Raw genomic sequence first — 16528 nt, 5'->3', positions numbered from 1 at the left:
GGAAAGCCGGAATTGCTCCAGCTGACGTGACCCATGCATCTTCGCGACGGTATCCAGACCCATGCGACCGTCAGGCAGCGCTATGACCATCTCGTCCAGAGTGGCGCGGTCGAGCGCGACCCGGCGCAGGAGCGCATCGTCGCAGCGCTCGACCGGCTGATCGAAGAGATCTCGGCAAAAAGGCTGGCGCAGAAATCGAGCGCGCTGGGCTGGCTGTTCGCGGCCAAGCGGCAGCCGCGCGAGCCAGTCAAGGGCCTCTACATCCATGGCGGCGTCGGCCGCGGCAAGACCATGCTGATGGACATGTTCTTCGAATTGCTGCCGGTCCGGCGCAAGCGCCGTGTGCATTTCAACGACTTCATGGCCGATGTGCAGGACCGCATCCAGAAGCACCGGGCGGCGCGAAAGAACGGCGACGTCAAGGAAGACGATCCGATCCCGCCGGTGGCGCGATCGCTTGCCGATGAAGCCTGGGTGCTGTGCTTCGACGAGTTCTCCGTCACCGACATTGCCGACGCGATGATCCTGTCGCGCCTGTTCTCGGCGCTGTTCGCCAGCGGCGTGGTGCTGGTCGCCACCTCCAACGTGGCGCCGGAGAACCTCTATCGCGACGGGCTGAACCGCCAGCTCTTTTTGCCGTTCATCTCGCTGCTCGAGCGCAACGCCCATGTGATGACGCTCGATGCCGAGAAGGACTACCGGCAGGAAAAGCTCGACCGCCAGCCGGTCTATGTCACGCCGGACGATGCCGCGGCCGAGTTCGCGCTGGACGAAGCCTGGAAGGCGATGACGTATGGCCAGCTGGCCGGCGAAGTCACGTTGACGCTCAAAGGCCGCCACCTCATCGTGCCGCGCGCCGCCGGCGACGCCGCGCGCTTTTCCTTTGCCGACCTTTGCGAAAAGCCGCTCGGCGCGCGCGATTATCTGGCGATCGCCGGCCGCTTCTCGACCGTGTTCATCGACCATGTGCCGGTGCTTGGCGAAGGCATGCGCAATGAGGCCAAGCGCTTCATCCTTTTGATCGATACGCTCTACGACCACCGCATGCGGCTGGTGATGAGCGCCGCGGCGCCTCCGCAAGGGCTCTACACGGCCAAGCGCGGCACGGAGGTGTTCGAATTCGAGCGCACCGCCTCGCGCCTGGTCGAGATGCAGAGTCGCGACTGGCTGGACGACTGGACGGAGCGGCGGAAGGGCGGGGCGGCGACCGCCGCGGCGAGACAGGCGCAGGGGTAGAAGGGGTTACCTTCGTCATTCTAGGGTCTGCGCGCGTCGCTTCGCTCCTTACTCCGCCCTAGAATGACGAAGCGGAGAGGTCTTCGGCTAGTCTCCAAGCCGATACACATACATCACGAAATCCTCCGCCTTCCCGTGCGGCTCCCGCCTTGTCTCGTAAAGCGCCCGCGCCGGCTCGTTGTCGGGCTCGGTCCCCACCCATGCTTCCTCGCAGCCATGCTCGCGGCCGATCTCGAACATGGCGTCGAGCATTTTTCGCGCGATTCCCTGCCGCTGGAAGGGCGGCGCCACGCCGACCTCGTCGATATAGAGCTCGCTCACCTTGTCCGGGTGGCGGTGGATGACAGCGGCGCATTGGCCGACCACGGTTTGGTCAACTATAGCCACGATCATGAAATGGCCGGGCGCGGCGAGATAGGCGGCGAGGCGGTCGGGCCGCACCGGCTCGTCGAACACGTTGTCGGCCACCCGCATCACAAGGGCGTCATCGCCGGGATGAAGCCTTCTGATTTCGACGTTCATTGTGTAAATTCTCCTCAGTCGGCTCACAAACTTTGACGTTTACGTAATTCCCGATGCATCTAACCGATTGAAAATGTTGAGCTCAAAATAATCGTTTGAATTTCTTCCGTGTCGGCGTTATTCGGTGCGGCCAAATCTCGCGGTTTCCCGCATCCTTTCGGCCTCCCGGCCCCGTCACGACCTCGTCACAGACAAAGGAAAACATCCTCACATGGCACGCAACAAGATAGCGCTCATCGGCTCGGGCATGATCGGCGGCACGCTCGCCCATATGATCGGCCTCAAGGATCTCGGCGACGTGGTGCTGTTCGATATCGCCGAGGGCATTCCGCAGGGCAAGGGCCTCGACATCGCGCAGTCTTCTCCTGTCGACGGGTTCGATTCCAGGCTGACCGGCGTCAACGACTATGCCGGCATCGAGGGCGCGGATGTGTGCATCGTCACTGCCGGCGTGCCGCGCAAGCCCGGCATGAGCCGCGACGACCTTCTCGGAATCAACCTCAAGGTGATGGAACAGGTCGGCGCCGGCTTGAAGAAGTACGCGCCGAAGGCTTTCGTCATCTGCATCACCAACCCGCTCGACGCGATGGTCTGGGCGCTGCAGAAGTTCTCCGGCCTGCCGACCAGCCATGTCGTCGGCATGGCCGGCGTGCTCGACAGCGCCCGTTTCCGCTACTTCCTGGCCGAGGAATTCAAGGTCTCGGTCGAGGACGTGACCGCTTTCGTGCTCGGCGGCCATGGCGACTCGATGGTGCCGATGATCCGCTATTCGACTGTCTCGGGCATCCCGCTGCCCGACCTCGTCAAGATGGGCTGGACCTCGAAGGAGAAGCTCGACCAGATCGTGCAGCGCACGCGCGACGGCGGCGCCGAGATCGTCGGCCTGCTCAAGACCGGCTCGGCCTACTACGCGCCGGCGGCCTCGGCGATCGCCATGGCCGAATCCTACCTCAAGGACAAGAAGCGCGTGCTGCCCTGCGCGGCGCACCTCTCGGGCCAGTACGGCATCAAGGGCACCTATGTCGGCGTTCCGGTGGTGATCGGCGCCGGCGGCGTCGAGCGCGTCATCGAGATCGACCTCTCCAAGACCGAGCAGAAGATGTTCGATTCTTCGGTGGCGGCCGTGCAGGGCCTGACCGAGGCCTGCACCAAGATCGCCCCGCATCTCGCCGGCAAGTAAAACGTCCTTCCCCGGAGACCAAGCGCATGAACATCCATGAGTATCAGGCCAAGGCGCTGCTGAAGACGTTCGGCGCGCCGGTTGCAAGCGGCGTTCCGGTGTTCAAGGCAAGCGAGGCGGAGGCCGCGGCACAAGCGCTGCCCGGCCCGCTCTATGTCGTGAAGAGCCAGATCCATGCCGGCGGCCGCGGCAAGGGCAAGTTCAAGGAACTCGGTCCCGACGCCAAGGGCGGCGTGCGGCTGGCGAAGTCGGCGGCCGAAGTGGTCGCCAACGCCAACGAGATGCTCGGCCACACGCTGGTAACCAAGCAGACCGGTCCGGCCGGCAAGCAGGTCAACCGCCTCTATATCGAGGACGGCGCCGACATCGAGCGCGAACTCTATCTGTCGATCCTGGTCGACCGTTCGGTCGGCCGCATCGCCTTCGTCGTCTCGACCGAGGGCGGCATGGATATCGAGACGGTCGCGCATGACACGCCGGAAAAGATCGTCACCGTCGCCATCGACCCGGAAAAGGGCGTGAGCGCCGACGACGTGAAGAAGCTCAACGCCGCGTTGAAGCTGGACGGCGACGCGGCCAAGGATGGCGGCACGCTGTTCCCGATTCTCTACAAGGCCTTCGTCGAGAAGGACATGAGCCTGCTCGAGGTCAATCCGCTGATCGTCATGAAGGACGGCCATCTGCGCGTGCTCGACGCAAAAGTATCGTTCGACAACAACGCGCTGTTCCGCCACCCGGACGTGATGGAACTGCGCGACACCACTGAAGAGGACCAGAAGGAGATCGAGGCGTCGAAATACGATCTCGCCTATGTCGCGCTCGACGGCAATATCGGCTGCATGGTCAACGGCGCCGGCCTTGCCATGGCGACGATGGACATCATCAAGCTCTACGGCGCTGAGCCGGCTAACTTCCTCGACGTCGGCGGCGGCGCTTCGAAGGAGAAGGTGACGGCGGCGTTCAAGATCATCACCAAGGACCCCGCGGTCGAAGGCATCCTGATCAACATCTTCGGCGGCATCATGAAGTGCGACGTCATCGCCGAAGGCGTCATCGCCGCGGTCAAGGAAGTCGGCCTGAAGGTGCCGCTGGTGGTGCGGCTGGAAGGCACCAATGCCGAGCTCGGCAAGAAGATCATCAACGACAGCGGCTTGAACGTGGTGTCGGCCGATGATCTCGACGACGCAGCCAAGAAGATTGTCAAGGCGGTGAAGGGCTGAACGGATGCCCCCGCGCAAGATAAACTTGGTCGAGGCAGCGGATCGGACGATCACCAAGGTCTTCGATCCGCATATCGCCGGCGACGTCAACGACAGCCAGGCGAAGGTCGCCAAGTTCGGCGAGGTTTTCGACTGGCACGCGCATGACAACGAGGACGAGGCCTTCCTGGTGCTGCGCGGCAGGATCGCCATCGATTTCCGCGACGGGCCGGTCGAGCTCGGCGAGGGCGACTTCATCGTCGTGCCGAAAGGCACCGAACACCGGCCACGCTCGCTCAGCAAAGAACCTGTGGTGCTGATGTTCGAGCCGGCGACAACGCTCAACACCGGCAATGCCAAGAGCGACCTCACCGTCGCCGATCTCAAGCGGCTGTGACCATGACCGCGCAGTCTTCCACGACCAACGGTTTTTAGAAAAGGGCCACCATGTCCATTCTCGTCGACAAGAACACAAAGGTGCTGGTGCAGGGCCTGACCGGCAAGACCGGCACGTTCCACACCGAGCAGGCGCTGGCCTATCACGGCACCAAGATGGTGGGCGGCATCCATCCCAAGAAGGGCGGCGAGACCTGGACGGGCGCCAAGGGCGAGAGCCTGCCGATCTTCGCCACGGTGGCCGAAGGCAAGGCAAAGACGGGCGCCAACGCTTCCGTCATCTACGTGCCGCCGGCGGGCGCTGGCGAAGCCATCATCGAGGCGATCGAGGCCGAGATCCCGCTCATCGTCTGCATCACCGAAGGCATCCCGGTGATGGACATGGTCAAGGTCAAAGCGCGTCTCGATCGCTCGACCTCGCGGCTGATCGGCCCGAACTGCCCGGGCGTGCTGACGCCCGACGAATGCAAGATCGGCATCATGCCCGGCAACATCTTCCGCAAGGGCTCGGTCGGCGTTGTTTCCCGCTCGGGAACACTTACCTATGAAGCAGTCTTCCAGACCACCAATGTCGGCCTCGGCCAGACCACGGCGGTGGGCATCGGCGGCGACCCGGTCAAGGGCACCGAATTCATCGATGTGCTGGAGATGTTCCTCGCCGACGACGAGACCAAGTCGATCATCATGATCGGCGAGATCGGCGGCTCCGCCGAGGAAGACGCCGCGCAGTTCCTCAAGGACGAAGCCAAGCGCGGCCGCAAGAAACCGATGGCGGGCTTCATCGCCGGGCGCACGGCGCCGGCCGGCCGAACCATGGGCCATGCGGGCGCGGTGATCTCGGGCGGCAAGGGCGGCGCGGAAGACAAGATCGCGGCGATGGAATCGGCCGGCATCAAGGTCTCGCCATCGCCGGCGCGGCTCGGAACGACGCTGGTCGAGGCGATCAAGGGTTAAGGCAGTAGTGAGTAGGCAGTAGTGAACAGGGAAGAACGGGCGAGTAGCAGCTGAGCGGGAATTTCCATCGTTCTACTCACTACTGACTACTCACTATTCCCCTCGAAAGGAGACGGAGCCAGGCTCCGCAGACGAAAATGGCAAGACAAGATCAGGCCAACGACCAATTCTCGCTCACCTCATTCCTCTATGGCGGCAATGCCGACTATATCGACGCGCTCTACGCCGCCTATGAAGACAACCCCGCCTCCGTCGATCCGGAGTGGCAGGACTTCTTCGCGGCGCTGAAGGACGACGCGGGCGACGTCCGCAAGAACGCCAAGGGCGCCTCCTGGGCGAAGCCGTCCTGGCCGCTGACGGCCAATGGCGAGCTGGTCTCGGCGCTCGACGGCAATTGGGGGCTGATCGAGAAGGCGATCGAAAAGAAGGTGAAGGGAAAGGCGGTCATCAACGGCGCCGTGCTTTCCGACGCCGACGTGCACCAGGCAACGCGCGATTCCGTGCGCGCCATCATGATGATCCGCGCCTACCGCATGCGCGGCCATCTGCACGCCAATCTCGACCCGCTCGGCATCGCCAAGCCGCTCGAGGATTACAACGAGCTGTCGCCGGAGAATTACGGCTTCACCGAAGCCGACTACGACCGGCCGATCTTCCTCGACAATGTGCTGGGGCTCGAATTCGGCACCGTGCGGCAGATGCTGGACATCCTGGCCCGTACCTATTGCTCGACGCTCGGCGTCGAGTTCATGCACATCTCCGACCCGGAAGAGAAGGCCTGGATCCAGGCGCGCATCGAAGGCGCCGACAAGGAGATCACCTTCACCGCCACCGGCAAGAAGGCGATCCTGTCGAAGCTGGTCGAGGCGGAGGGCTTCGAGCAGTATATCGACGTCAAGTACAAGGGCACCAAGCGTTTCGGCCTCGATGGCAGCGAGTCGCTGATCCCGGCGCTGGAGCAGATCGTCAAGCGCGGCGGCCAGCTCGGCCTGAAGGAAATCGTGCTCGGCATGGCGCATCGCGGCCGCCTCAACGTGCTTTCCCAGGTGATGGCCAAGCCGCACCGCGCCATCTTCCACGAGTTCAAGGGCGGCTCGGCCGCGCCCGACGAGGTCGAAGGCTCGGGCGACGTGAAGTACCATCTCGGCGCCTCGTCGGACCGCGAGTTCGACGGCAACAAGGTGCATCTGTCGCTGACGGCCAATCCCTCGCATCTGGAAATCGTCGACCCCGTCGTGATGGGCAAGGCGCGCGCCAAGCAGGACCAGCTCGCCGGCCGCGAGCGCGGCGAGGTCGTTCCGCTGTCGGAGCGCGCCAAGGTGATGCCGCTGCTTTTGCATGGCGACGCCGCCTTTGCCGGCCAGGGCGTGATCGCCGAAATTCTCGGCCTGTCGGGCCTGCGCGGCCATCGCGTCGCCGGCACGCTGCATTTCATCATCAACAACCAGATCGGCTTCACCACCAATCCGCGCTTCTCGCGCTCCTCGCCCTATCCCTCGGATGTGGCCAAGATGATCGAGGCGCCGATCTTCCACGTCAACGGCGACGATCCGGAAGCCGTGGTGCATGCCGCAAAGGTCGCGACCGAGTTCCGCATGAAGTTCCACAAGCCGGTGGTGGTGGACATGTTCTGCTACCGCCGCTTCGGCCATAATGAGGGCGACGAGCCGGCCTTCACCCAGCCGATCATGTACCGCAACATCCGCACCCATAAGACCGTGGTGCAGGTCTATGCCGACCGGCTGATCGCCGAAGGCCACGTCACCCAGGCCGAGGTCGACAAGATGCGGGCCGACTGGCGCGCGCATCTGGAAGCCGAATGGGAAGTCGGCCAGCACTACAAGCCCAACAAGGCCGACTGGCTGGACGGCGCGTGGTCGGGCCTGCGCACCGCCGACAACCAGGACGAACAGCGGCGCGGCAAGACCGCCGTGCCGGTGCGCACGCTGAAGGAGATCGGCAAGAAGCTGACCGAGGTGCCGAAGGATTTCGAGGCGCACAAGACCATCCTGCGCTTCCTCGAGAACCGCCGCCAGGCGATCGAGTCCGGCGAAGGCATCGACTGGTCGACAGCCGAGGCGCTGGCCTTCGGCGCCATTCTGCTCGACGGCAATCCGATCCGGCTTTCCGGCCAGGATTCGGAGCGCGGCACCTTCTCGCAGCGCCATTCGGTGCTTTACGACCAGCGCGACGAGAACCGCTACATCCCGCTCAACAATCTGTCGGCGGCGCAGGCCGGCTACGAGGTCATCAACTCGATGCTGTCGGAAGAGGCGGTGCTCGGCTTCGAATATGGCTACAGCCTGGCCGAGCCCAAGGCGCTGACGCTCTGGGAAGCACAGTTCGGCGACTTCGCCAACGGCGCCCAGGTCGTGTTCGACCAGTTCATCTCGTCGGGCGAGCGCAAGTGGCTGAGAATGTCGGGTCTCGTCTGCCTCTTGCCGCATGGCTATGAGGGCCAGGGGCCGGAGCATTCGTCGGCGCGCCTGGAGCGCTTCCTGCAGCTCTGCGCGGAAGACAACATGCAGGTCGCCAACGTCACCACGCCGGCCAACTACTTCCATATCCTGCGCCGGCAGTTGAAGCGCGACTTCCGCAAGCCGCTGATCCTGATGACGCCGAAGTCGCTGCTGCGCCACAAGCGGGCGGTGTCGACGCTGCCGGAAATGTCGGGCGAAAGCTCGTTCCACCGCCTGTTGTGGGACGATGCGCAGCTGCTCCCCAACCAGCCGATCAAGCTGGTGAAGGACTCCAAGATCCGCCGTGTCGTGCTGTGCTCGGGCAAGGTCTATTACGACCTCTACGAAGAGCGCGAGAAGCGCGGCATCAACGACATTTACCTTTTGCGCGTCGAGCAGCTCTATCCGTTCCCTGCCAAGGCGCTGATCACCGAGCTGTCACGTTTCCGCAACGCCGAGATGGTGTGGTGCCAGGAAGAGCCCAAGAACATGGGCGCCTGGTCGTTCATCGATCCCTATCTCGAATGGGTGCTGGCGCATATCGACGCCAAGCATCAGCGGGTGCGCTACACCGGCCGGCCGGCCTCGGCCTCGCCGGCGACAGGGTTGATGTCGAAGCATCTCAGCCAGTTGGCCGCGTTGCTCGACGATGCTCTCGGCGAATAGGGCGCTTGGTGAATAAGCAGACCTGACGAAACAGACCTCAAGAAGACAACGGACAGGCACAATGGCTACCGAAATCCGCGTCCCCACTCTCGGCGAATCCGTGACCGAGGCGACTGTCGGCAAGTGGTTCAAGAAGGTCGGCGACGCGATCGCCGCGGACGAGCCCCTGGTCGAGCTCGAAACCGACAAGGTGACGGTGGAAGTGCCTGCCGCGGGCGCCGGAACGCTGGCCGAGATCGCCGTCAAGGAAGGCGAGACAGTCAATGTCGGGGCGCTGCTCGGCTCGATTTCGGCGGGCGGCGCGGCCCCGGCGACCAAGCCGCAGGCAGTCGCCCAGGCCTCCAGCCCGGATGCCGCATCCACCGGCAAGCAGGCCGCGGCCGAAACCGCCAGGATCGCTGGCGATGCCGGCCAGATCGAGCCGCGCACCATGCCGCCGGCGCCTGCCGCCGCCAAGCTGATCGCGGAGGCCAATCTCTCGGTCGACCAGTTGTCCGGCTCCGGCAAACGCGGCCAGGTGCTGAAGGGCGACGTGCTCGACGCCATCGCCAAGGGCGCGCCGTCGCAGCCCGCCGAGACGCCGAAGGCTGCTCCGGCGCCGGTCGTTGCCCGGGCGCCGTCCTCGACCGAGGATGCGCCGCGCGAGGAACGCGTGCGCATGACCAAGCTGCGCCAGACCATCGCACGCCGCCTGAAGGAGGCGCAGTCGACCGCCGCCATGCTCACCACCTTCAATGAGGTGGATATGAGCGCGGTGATGGCGCTGCGGTCCAAGTACAAGGACGTGTTCGAGAAGAAGCATGGCGTGAAGCTCGGCTTCATGGGCTTCTTCACCAAGGCGGTGACGCATGCGCTGAAGGAAATCCCGGCGGTCAACGCCGAGATCGACGGCACCGACATCATCTACAAGAATTTCGCCCATGTCGGCGTTGCCGTCGGCACCGACAAGGGGCTGGTGGTGCCGGTGGTGCGCGATGCCGACCAGATGTCCATCGCCGAGATCGAGAAGGAGATCGGCCGGCTGGGCGTTGCCGCGCGCGACGGCAAGCTGTCGGTCGCCGACATGCAAGGCGGGACGTTTACGATTTCCAACGGTGGTGTTTACGGGTCGCTGATGTCGACGCCGATCCTGAACGCGCCGCAGTCCGGCATTCTTGGCATGCACAAGATCCAGGACCGGCCTGTGGTGGTCGGCGGCCAGATCGTCATCCGGCCGATGATGTATCTGGCGCTCAGCTACGACCACCGCATCGTCGACGGCAAGGAAGCGGTGACCTTCCTGGTGCGGGTCAAGGAGAGCCTGGAGGACCCCGAGCGGCTGGTGCTCGATCTGTGATCGGATCGGTCGTGCCGTGAGCAGCTGGCTGGAAAAGTTCGGGTTCGGGCTCGGCCAGACGGCGCGCGGCATGCGGCGGACTTTCCGGTGCGGCACTATCCTGCTTGGCTTCTCCGCCGCCATCCCATCGCTCGCCGTGGCCGCCGACTGGGATCCGGCGACGGCGAGCAGCAATTTCGGCATCTTTGCGCTCTCCGATGCGCAATTGGCGGAGCGCAAGATCATCGTCTCGCCGATCGGCGAGCTGGAACTGCCGACCGGCGAGATCATCGCCTGCGATCCCCTGATCACGACCGACGACTGGCCGGCGCTGGCCCGCAAGGTGAAGCCGGGGCGCTATCCGGTCATGCTGTTCGAGGCGCAGGGCCGCGTCGCCGCCGCATTCCTTCGCTTCCGTTCCGGCGTGCCGGTGCGCTGGGAGCTTGCCCTTCTGCCCGGCCAGGACGTTTCGACGCTGAACGGCGACGAGATCTTCGGCTATCCAGTCGATGCCGGCCTCGGCTCGTTCATGGACAAGGCCGCGATGGCCCTGATGTCGGCGGCGCAGGACAAGCTCAAGCCCGACCAGAACTATTATGACGATGTGCTGGCGGCCGAGTTCGCGCCCAACCAGGACCGGTTCGTCATGCACCATCCGGACGCCGGCAATCCGGTCAACGTCGCGATGTTCTGGAGCGGCTGGGGCGATGGCTTCTATCCGTCTTTCTGGGGACTGGACGCAGCCGGCGAGCCGGTCGTCCTGATGACCGATTTCGGCGTGTTGGAAAACGCCGACGGCCGAGAAGGCGACCAGGCCAAGTGATGACGAATGCCGCCTCGCCCATGATCGGATTGATGGCCGGATCGCTGGTGCTCACTGCGGCGAGTTCCGGCGCGCAGGCTGCCTGCCCGATCCAGCTCGCCGTCTATGGCGAGGCGCAGAGCGGCGCCGAAATCGACTTCGGCGCGGCCGGCAGCTCGGCGACGATCACCAACGCCTTTCGCATGATCCTCGACAACAATGTCGTGCTCGACGGCATCGCGATGTGGACCGAGGGCAGCGCCGCGCGGCCGCATGGCTCGCTGATGTACAAATGCCCGACCGGCGACGTCACCGGCGAGGAGCTTGCCGCCTGCACGGTCTGGGAAGGCGTCATCTACAGCGCCGACGAGAAGGGCACGATCGGCCTGCTGCCGGCCGAAGGCGCCGATGCGCCGAAAAGCCTGATCTTTCCCGATCTTGGGCCGTCGCTCGAAATGTCGGCCGCTTATGGCCCCGCCGGCTTCTCCAAAGTGCCGTGGGACATCTTCGTGCTGAAAGGCTGCCAGGAATGAGCGTGGACAGGAAGATACTGCTGGTCACCGGCGGCAGCCGCGGCATCGGCGCGGCCATCTGCCGGCAGGCGAGTGAGGCTGGTTATCGCGTGGCGGTGAATTACGTCTCCAACCAGTCGGCTGCCGACGCTCTTGTCGCCGAACTCAAAGCCGCTGGCGGCGACGCCTTCGCGGTCAAGGGCGATGTCGGCAACGAGGCCGATGTCATCGCAATCTTCGAAGCCGTGGACCAGGCCTTTGGCCGGCTCGACGCTTTCGTCAACAATGCCGGCATCGTCGACGTCAAGGCGCGGGTCGACGAGATGAGCATGGCGCGGCTGGAGCGCATGATGCGCATCAATGTCGTTGGTTCCTTCCTGTGCGCCCGCGAGGCGGTGAAGCGTATGTCGATGAGGCATGGCGGCAAGGGCGGCGCCATCGTCAACCTGTCCTCGGCATCCGCGAGGCTCGGCTCGCCCGGCGAATTTGTCGACTATGCCGCCTCCAAGGGCGCGATCGACACCATGACCATTGGGCTGGCGCGGGAAGTCGTGCTGGAAGGCATCCGCGTCAACGCGGTCAGCCCCGGCATCACCGAGACCGAAATCCACGCCTCGGGCGGCCAGCCAGACCGCGTGGCGCGGATGCAGGACGCGCTGCCGATGAAACGCGCGGGAACGGCGGATGAAGTCGCGAGCGCGGTTCTCTATCTTCTGTCGGACGCGGCCTCTTATATAACGGGCACGATCCTCGATGTGAGCGGCGGCCGCTAAAGCAATTCCAGGAAAAGTGCGTAGCGGTTTTCCGGTTCGGAATTGCGTACAAGGAAATAATCTGGAGTGGTTCCTATCCGAACCGCTCCGGCGCCAGGACAAGGAAAAAGACATGGCTTATGACGTCGTTATCATCGGATCGGGGCCTGGCGGCTATGTCTGCGCCATCAAGGCGGCGCAGCTCGGGCTGAAGACGGCGGTGGTCGAGAAGAACGCCACTTTCGGCGGCACCTGCCTCAACATCGGCTGCATTCCGTCGAAGGCGCTGCTCTACGCCTCCGAGATGTTCGCGGAAGCCGGCCACGCCTTCGATACGCTGGGCGTCGAGATACCGGCGCCGAAGCTCAATCTGAAGAAGATGATGGCGCACAAGGACACGACGGTCGCCTCCAACGTCAACGGCGTCGCCTTCCTGTTCAAGAAGAACAAGATCGATTCCTTCCGCGGCACCGGCAAGGTGATTTCCGCCGGCAAGGTGTCGGTGACAGGCGAGGACGGCAAGGTCGAGGAGATCGAGACCAAGAACATCGTCATCGCCACCGGTTCGGACGTCGCCGGCATTCCGGGCGTCCAAGTCGATTTCGACGAGAAGGCGGTTGTCTCCTCCACCGGCGCGCTGTCGCTGGCCAAGGTGCCAGCCACCCTGGTGGTGGTCGGCGGCGGCGTCATCGGGCTGGAGCTCGGCTCGGTCTGGGCAAGGCTCGGCGCCAAGGTCACGGTCGTCGAGTTCCTCGACACCATCCTCGGCGGCATGGACGGCGAGGTGTCGAAACAGTTCCAGCGGCTGCTCTCCAAGCAAGGCTTCGAGTTCAAGCTCGGCGCCAAGGTCACGGGCGTCGCCAAGGCCAAGAAGGGCGCGACTGTCACCTTCGAACCGGTCAAGGGCGGCGCGGCGGAAACCATCGAGGCCGATGTCGTGCTGGTCGCCACCGGGCGGCGTCCCTATGCCGACAGTCTCGGATTGAAGGAGGCCGGCGTCGAGCTCGACGGGCGCGGCCGGGTCAAGACCGATGGGCATCTCAGAACCAATGTGCCCGGCATCTATGCCATCGGCGACGTCATCGCCGGACCGATGCTGGCGCACAAGGCCGAGGATGAAGGTGTGGCAGTCGCCGAGATCATCGCCGGGCAGGCCGGCCATGTGAACTACGACGTCATCCCGAGCGTCGTCTACACCAGCCCGGAGATCGCTTCGGTCGGCAAGACCGAGGAAGAGCTGAAGAAGGCCGGCATCGACTACAAGGTCGGCAAATTCCCGTTCAGCGCCAATGGCCGCGCGCGCGCCATGCTGCACACCGACGGCTTCGTCAAGATCCTGGCCGACAAGGCCAGCGACCGCGTGCTCGGCGTCCATATCGTCGGCTTCGGCGCCGGCGAGATGATTCACGAAGCGGCGGTGCTGATGGAATTCGGCGGTTCGTCCGAAGATCTCGCCCGCACCTGCCACGCGCATCCGACGATGTCGGAAGCGGTGAAGGAAGCGGCTCTGGCGACGTTCTTCAAGCCGATTCATATTTAGCTGCGCGCCAGCGCAGAACCCATCGCTTTGTCATCCTAGGGCGAAGCAAGGAGCGAAGCGACGCGCGTAGACCCTAGGATCCATGCCGTGACGCTAAGCCGTTGCAACGGTTACAGAATTTTGCTCTGTTGCGCTCTACGGCAACGGTTACGGCATGGATACCTGGGTCAAGCCCGGGTATGACGAGGCGCCGCAGTTGTCCCAACCAAAACGGCCCGCCTGTTGGCGGGCCGTTTGTCGTTTGATGCCGTCCTATTACTGAGCCGGTGCCGGTGCAGGTGCCGGCGCAGGGGCGGGTGCAGGTGCCGGAGCGGGAGCCGGGGCAGGCGCCGGAGCTGGCTCAGGGGCTGGAGCCGGCGTTGCAGGCGCCGGAGCCGGCGTGCTGGCGGCCGGCGGCTCAGCCGGGGCCGGCGCATGCTCGCCGCCGCTTCTGCCAAAGACATAATAGGCAACAATGGCCAGGATAATAACAACTAGGGCGATCAGCCACCCGCTGCCGCCACCACCCGACTTGGGAGGCGTGCTCGAAGGGGTGAAGGGGTCGTTAGGGTTCGCCATGAAACGTGTCCTCCTTGGATGAAAGTCATCAAAATAACAGCCATCAACGCGCTGAGCCCGCATCGGGTTTCACGCGGACGGACGGAAAGCGCTGAAAAACCGGCGTTTTCAGGTCCGCCAGCCGCCAGACGACTCAGTTGACGGCGGTAACACTATACCCTGCCTTGCGAAAATCCTCGACCAGTCCTTCCGGACCAGGCAGATGCATGGCGCCGACGGCCATGAAAACGTTGCCCTTGGCCAAAATCGGCCCCGCATGCGCCGCCATCACCTTGTTGCGGCTGGTGATCATGGTCTGCTCGAAGGCGGCATAGCCGGCCTTGTCGTCCGCCGTCTCCGGCAGCACGGCCCGGAAGAGCGGCCAGAACATGCCGACCTCGCCACGCTGGTAGAGCACGATCATCGTCTCGTTGACGTCGTTCACCTTGTCGCCGAGCTTCATCGTCTCGACCAGGCTCTTCATATGGAATTCGAGCGGCAGCGAAGCCATGGCGCGCAACTGATCGACGGCGGTCTCGAGCCCTTCGATGTCTTTCCCCGAAGCCTTGGCGTCCGAGGCGAGCTTGACGTCCAGCACGGGTTCGCCGGCGCTCTGGCGCGCCACCTCGCAGGCCGGCAACGCCATCATCGCCGACAGGATCCACGGCTTCATCTTGGCGACCGTCGCCGGCGGAATGCCGCGGGCGTCGAGCCCCTTGTCCAGCGCCGCCGCATCCTGCGGCGACAACAGCGACGACAGCGTGGTGTTGTCGGTGAACATCATCAGGCCGGGTTCGCTGGCCATGGCGGCCATCATCTTGGCCTTGTCGAGCGCGTCGGTGGTCTCGATGACGATTGTGCCGGCGCCGTCATAGGCCTTCTGCGCGGCGGCCGGCAGCGTGGTGACGCGCGTATCGGTCATGTGCATGGTGCCGAACAGATAGGATGGCTTTTCGCCCGGCTTCTCCAGCTTCCAAAGCAGGCCCTTGCCGTTGGGAACGGCCGCCGCTTCGGTCTCGACCTTCTTGAACGCGGCGGGGTCGTTCTTTTCCAGAGCGGTCAAAAGATCGGTGCCGGCGCAACTGGGCGCTTCGGCATGCGCTCGGCCGGCGATCAGCAGAACGACGAGGAAAGACAGGAAAAACAGCAGGTTGAGCGCCGCAAGCAGCTTCAACGAGACAAGGGCCGCGCGGTCGGCGATGGCGATGACGCGTTTCATGGAGAAGCGTCTTAGCGCCGAAAAGCGGCAAAACGGTTAATTGGGAGGATGAAATTGTTTCTGGTGCGGTGAGCTCTTTTGACGTTCGCTCGGGTTTTCGGAGAGAATGCTTTGGCCGCAACGCTTATCGCTTCGTCATTCCAGGGTCTGCGCGCGTCGCTTCGCTCCTTGCTCCGCCCTGGAATGACGAAGTCCGGAGGGCTTCGCGCCATCCCCCAGCGGCTTCACGCCCTTGGATGCGCCTTCTCGTAGATATCCAGCAGCCTTGCCGTGTCGACGCCGGTATAGATCTGGGTGGTCGACAGGCTGGCGTGGCCGAGCAGTTCCTGGATGGTGCGCAGATCGCCGCCGCGGCCAAGCAGATGGGTGGCGAAGGAATGCCGCAAGGCATGCGGCGTCGCCGTGTCCGGCAGGTTGAGCGCCGAGCGCAGTCTGGCCATCTCGCGCTGGACGATGGCCGGGTTGAGCGGGCCGCCGCGCGCGCCGCGGAACAGCAGTTCCTTGGTATCGATGTGGAAGGGACAGAGCCGGCGGTATTCGATGACCGCCTTGCGGGCCACCGGCAGCACCGGCACCAGCCGCGTCTTGCCGCCCTTGCCGGTGACGCGCAGCACGGTGTCGGCTTCCGTCGCGAGATCGGCGCCGGTCAGGCCGAGCGCCTCGGAGATGCGCAGGCCGGAACCATAGAGCAGCGTCAGCACGGCGGCATTGCGGGCGGCGATCCATGGCTCGTCCGCGAGCTGGCCTTCCGTCGCCACCACTTGTTTGGCATCGCTTGCCGTCAGCGGCTTGGGCAGCGATTTCGGCTGGCGCGGCGCGCGCAGAGCAGCCGCGCCGGCGGCATTGACCAGACCGCGCCGTTCGAGAAAGCGCAGCAGCGAGCGGATGCCGGCAAGGCCGCGGCCCAGCGTGCGCGCGCCAGCGCCTTCATTGCGGCGCTTGGCGAGGAAGCCGCGCAAATCGGCGGGGCGCAGGTCGGCAATGTCCGAGATGCCTGGAGAGCCGCCGCGATGTTCGGTCAAGAAATGCAGGAACTGGCGGGTGTCGCGCTCATAGGCCTCGACCGTCTCCGGCGACAGCCGGCGCTCATGCGCCAGCGTCTTCAGCCAGGTCTGGCGCGCCGCCTGGAGGTCGGGTTTGGCCGGGATGAGGAATTCCTGCATGGCGGCAGTTTCGGGCATGCGGGTTAGGAAGCGGTGAAGAGGCGATCATTGAAATGATGGTCTCAGGAGGGTAGAG

At 64.4% G+C, this 16528-nt stretch carries 14 protein-coding genes; 11 read left to right on the top strand and 3 right to left on the bottom strand.

What is annotated here, in order from left to right:
- The first annotated feature begins 33 nt into the window (after positions 1 to 33).
- On the top strand, positions 34 to 1236 hold the full coding sequence (gene zapE, locus FJ424_RS12295) for a cell division protein ZapE (protein WP_140658604.1): 1203 nt from the start codon (positions 34 to 36) through the stop codon (positions 1234 to 1236).
- Between the two features lie 87 nt (positions 1237 to 1323).
- Here zapE and FJ424_RS12290 read toward each other — a convergent pair whose 3' ends face one another.
- Positions 1324 to 1758, bottom strand: a complete 435-nt coding sequence (locus FJ424_RS12290) for a GNAT family N-acetyltransferase (RefSeq protein ID WP_140658603.1) — start codon at positions 1756 to 1758, stop codon at positions 1324 to 1326.
- A gap of 211 nt (positions 1759 to 1969) precedes the next feature.
- Between FJ424_RS12290 and mdh the strand changes: the two genes are divergently transcribed.
- From mdh to lpdA, 10 genes are all read left to right on the top strand, one after another.
- Positions 1970 to 2938, top strand: coding sequence for a malate dehydrogenase (gene mdh / locus FJ424_RS12285; protein ID WP_140646014.1), 969 nt, complete (start codon positions 1970 to 1972; stop codon positions 2936 to 2938).
- A gap of 26 nt (positions 2939 to 2964) precedes the next feature.
- Positions 2965 to 4158: an ADP-forming succinate--CoA ligase subunit beta gene (sucC, locus tag FJ424_RS12280; protein WP_140658602.1), complete on the top strand. Its 1194-nt coding sequence runs from the start codon at positions 2965 to 2967 to the stop codon at positions 4156 to 4158.
- Positions 4159 to 4162: 4 nt separating this feature from the next.
- A complete protein-coding gene (locus tag FJ424_RS12275; RefSeq protein WP_140646016.1) occupies positions 4163 to 4534 on the top strand; it encodes a cupin domain-containing protein in 372 nt (123 codons plus the stop codon).
- 50 nt (positions 4535 to 4584) lie between these two features.
- Positions 4585 to 5487, top strand: coding sequence for a succinate--CoA ligase subunit alpha (gene sucD, locus FJ424_RS12270; RefSeq protein WP_140658601.1), 903 nt, complete (start codon positions 4585 to 4587; stop codon positions 5485 to 5487).
- 137 nt (positions 5488 to 5624) lie between these two features.
- Complete coding sequence (locus tag FJ424_RS12265; RefSeq protein WP_140786357.1) at positions 5625 to 8612, top strand: 2-oxoglutarate dehydrogenase E1 component; 2988 nt, start codon at positions 5625 to 5627, stop codon at positions 8610 to 8612.
- Positions 8613 to 8673: 61 nt separating this feature from the next.
- Positions 8674 to 9948 carry a 2-oxoglutarate dehydrogenase complex dihydrolipoyllysine-residue succinyltransferase gene (gene odhB / locus FJ424_RS12260; RefSeq protein ID WP_140659917.1) on the top strand — a complete coding sequence of 425 codons (1275 nt, stop codon included), beginning with the start codon at positions 8674 to 8676 and terminating at the stop codon, positions 9946 to 9948.
- Positions 9949 to 10018: 70 nt separating this feature from the next.
- Positions 10019 to 10750 carry a DUF4241 domain-containing protein gene (locus tag FJ424_RS12255; RefSeq protein WP_140659927.1) on the top strand — a complete coding sequence of 244 codons (732 nt, stop codon included), beginning with the start codon at positions 10019 to 10021 and terminating at the stop codon, positions 10748 to 10750.
- Complete coding sequence (locus tag FJ424_RS12250; RefSeq protein WP_140659918.1) at positions 10750 to 11262, top strand: hypothetical protein; 513 nt, start codon at positions 10750 to 10752, stop codon at positions 11260 to 11262. Before FJ424_RS12255 ends, FJ424_RS12250 begins: the two co-directional genes overlap by 1 nt.
- Entirely contained in the window at positions 11259 to 12014 is a 756-nt protein-coding gene (locus tag FJ424_RS12245; RefSeq protein WP_140659919.1) for an SDR family oxidoreductase, read from the top strand. The genes FJ424_RS12250 and FJ424_RS12245 overlap by 4 nt, the downstream gene beginning before the upstream one ends.
- Before the next feature lie 112 nt (positions 12015 to 12126).
- Positions 12127 to 13533 carry a dihydrolipoyl dehydrogenase gene (gene lpdA / locus FJ424_RS12240; protein ID WP_140659920.1) on the top strand — a complete coding sequence of 469 codons (1407 nt, stop codon included), beginning with the start codon at positions 12127 to 12129 and terminating at the stop codon, positions 13531 to 13533.
- 691 nt (positions 13534 to 14224) lie between these two features.
- Here lpdA and FJ424_RS12230 read toward each other — a convergent pair.
- Both FJ424_RS12230 and FJ424_RS12225 read right to left on the bottom strand, forming a co-directional pair.
- The gene (locus FJ424_RS12230) at positions 14225 to 15289 is read right to left on the bottom strand and encodes a TraB/GumN family protein (protein ID WP_140659922.1); all 1065 of its coding nucleotides are present in this window, start codon (positions 15287 to 15289) and stop codon (positions 14225 to 14227) included.
- Between the two features lie 224 nt (positions 15290 to 15513).
- Positions 15514 to 16452, bottom strand: a complete 939-nt coding sequence (locus FJ424_RS12225; RefSeq protein WP_140659923.1) for a tyrosine recombinase XerC — start codon at positions 16450 to 16452, stop codon at positions 15514 to 15516.
- Positions 16453 to 16528 lie beyond the last annotated feature (76 nt).

It is taken from the genome of Mesorhizobium sp. B3-1-8, from assembly GCF_006439495.1.
GTDB lineage: Bacteria > Pseudomonadota > Alphaproteobacteria > Rhizobiales > Rhizobiaceae > Mesorhizobium.
Note: the sequence above shows the minus strand (reverse complement) of the source record. Positions and strands in the feature narration are given on the sequence as shown.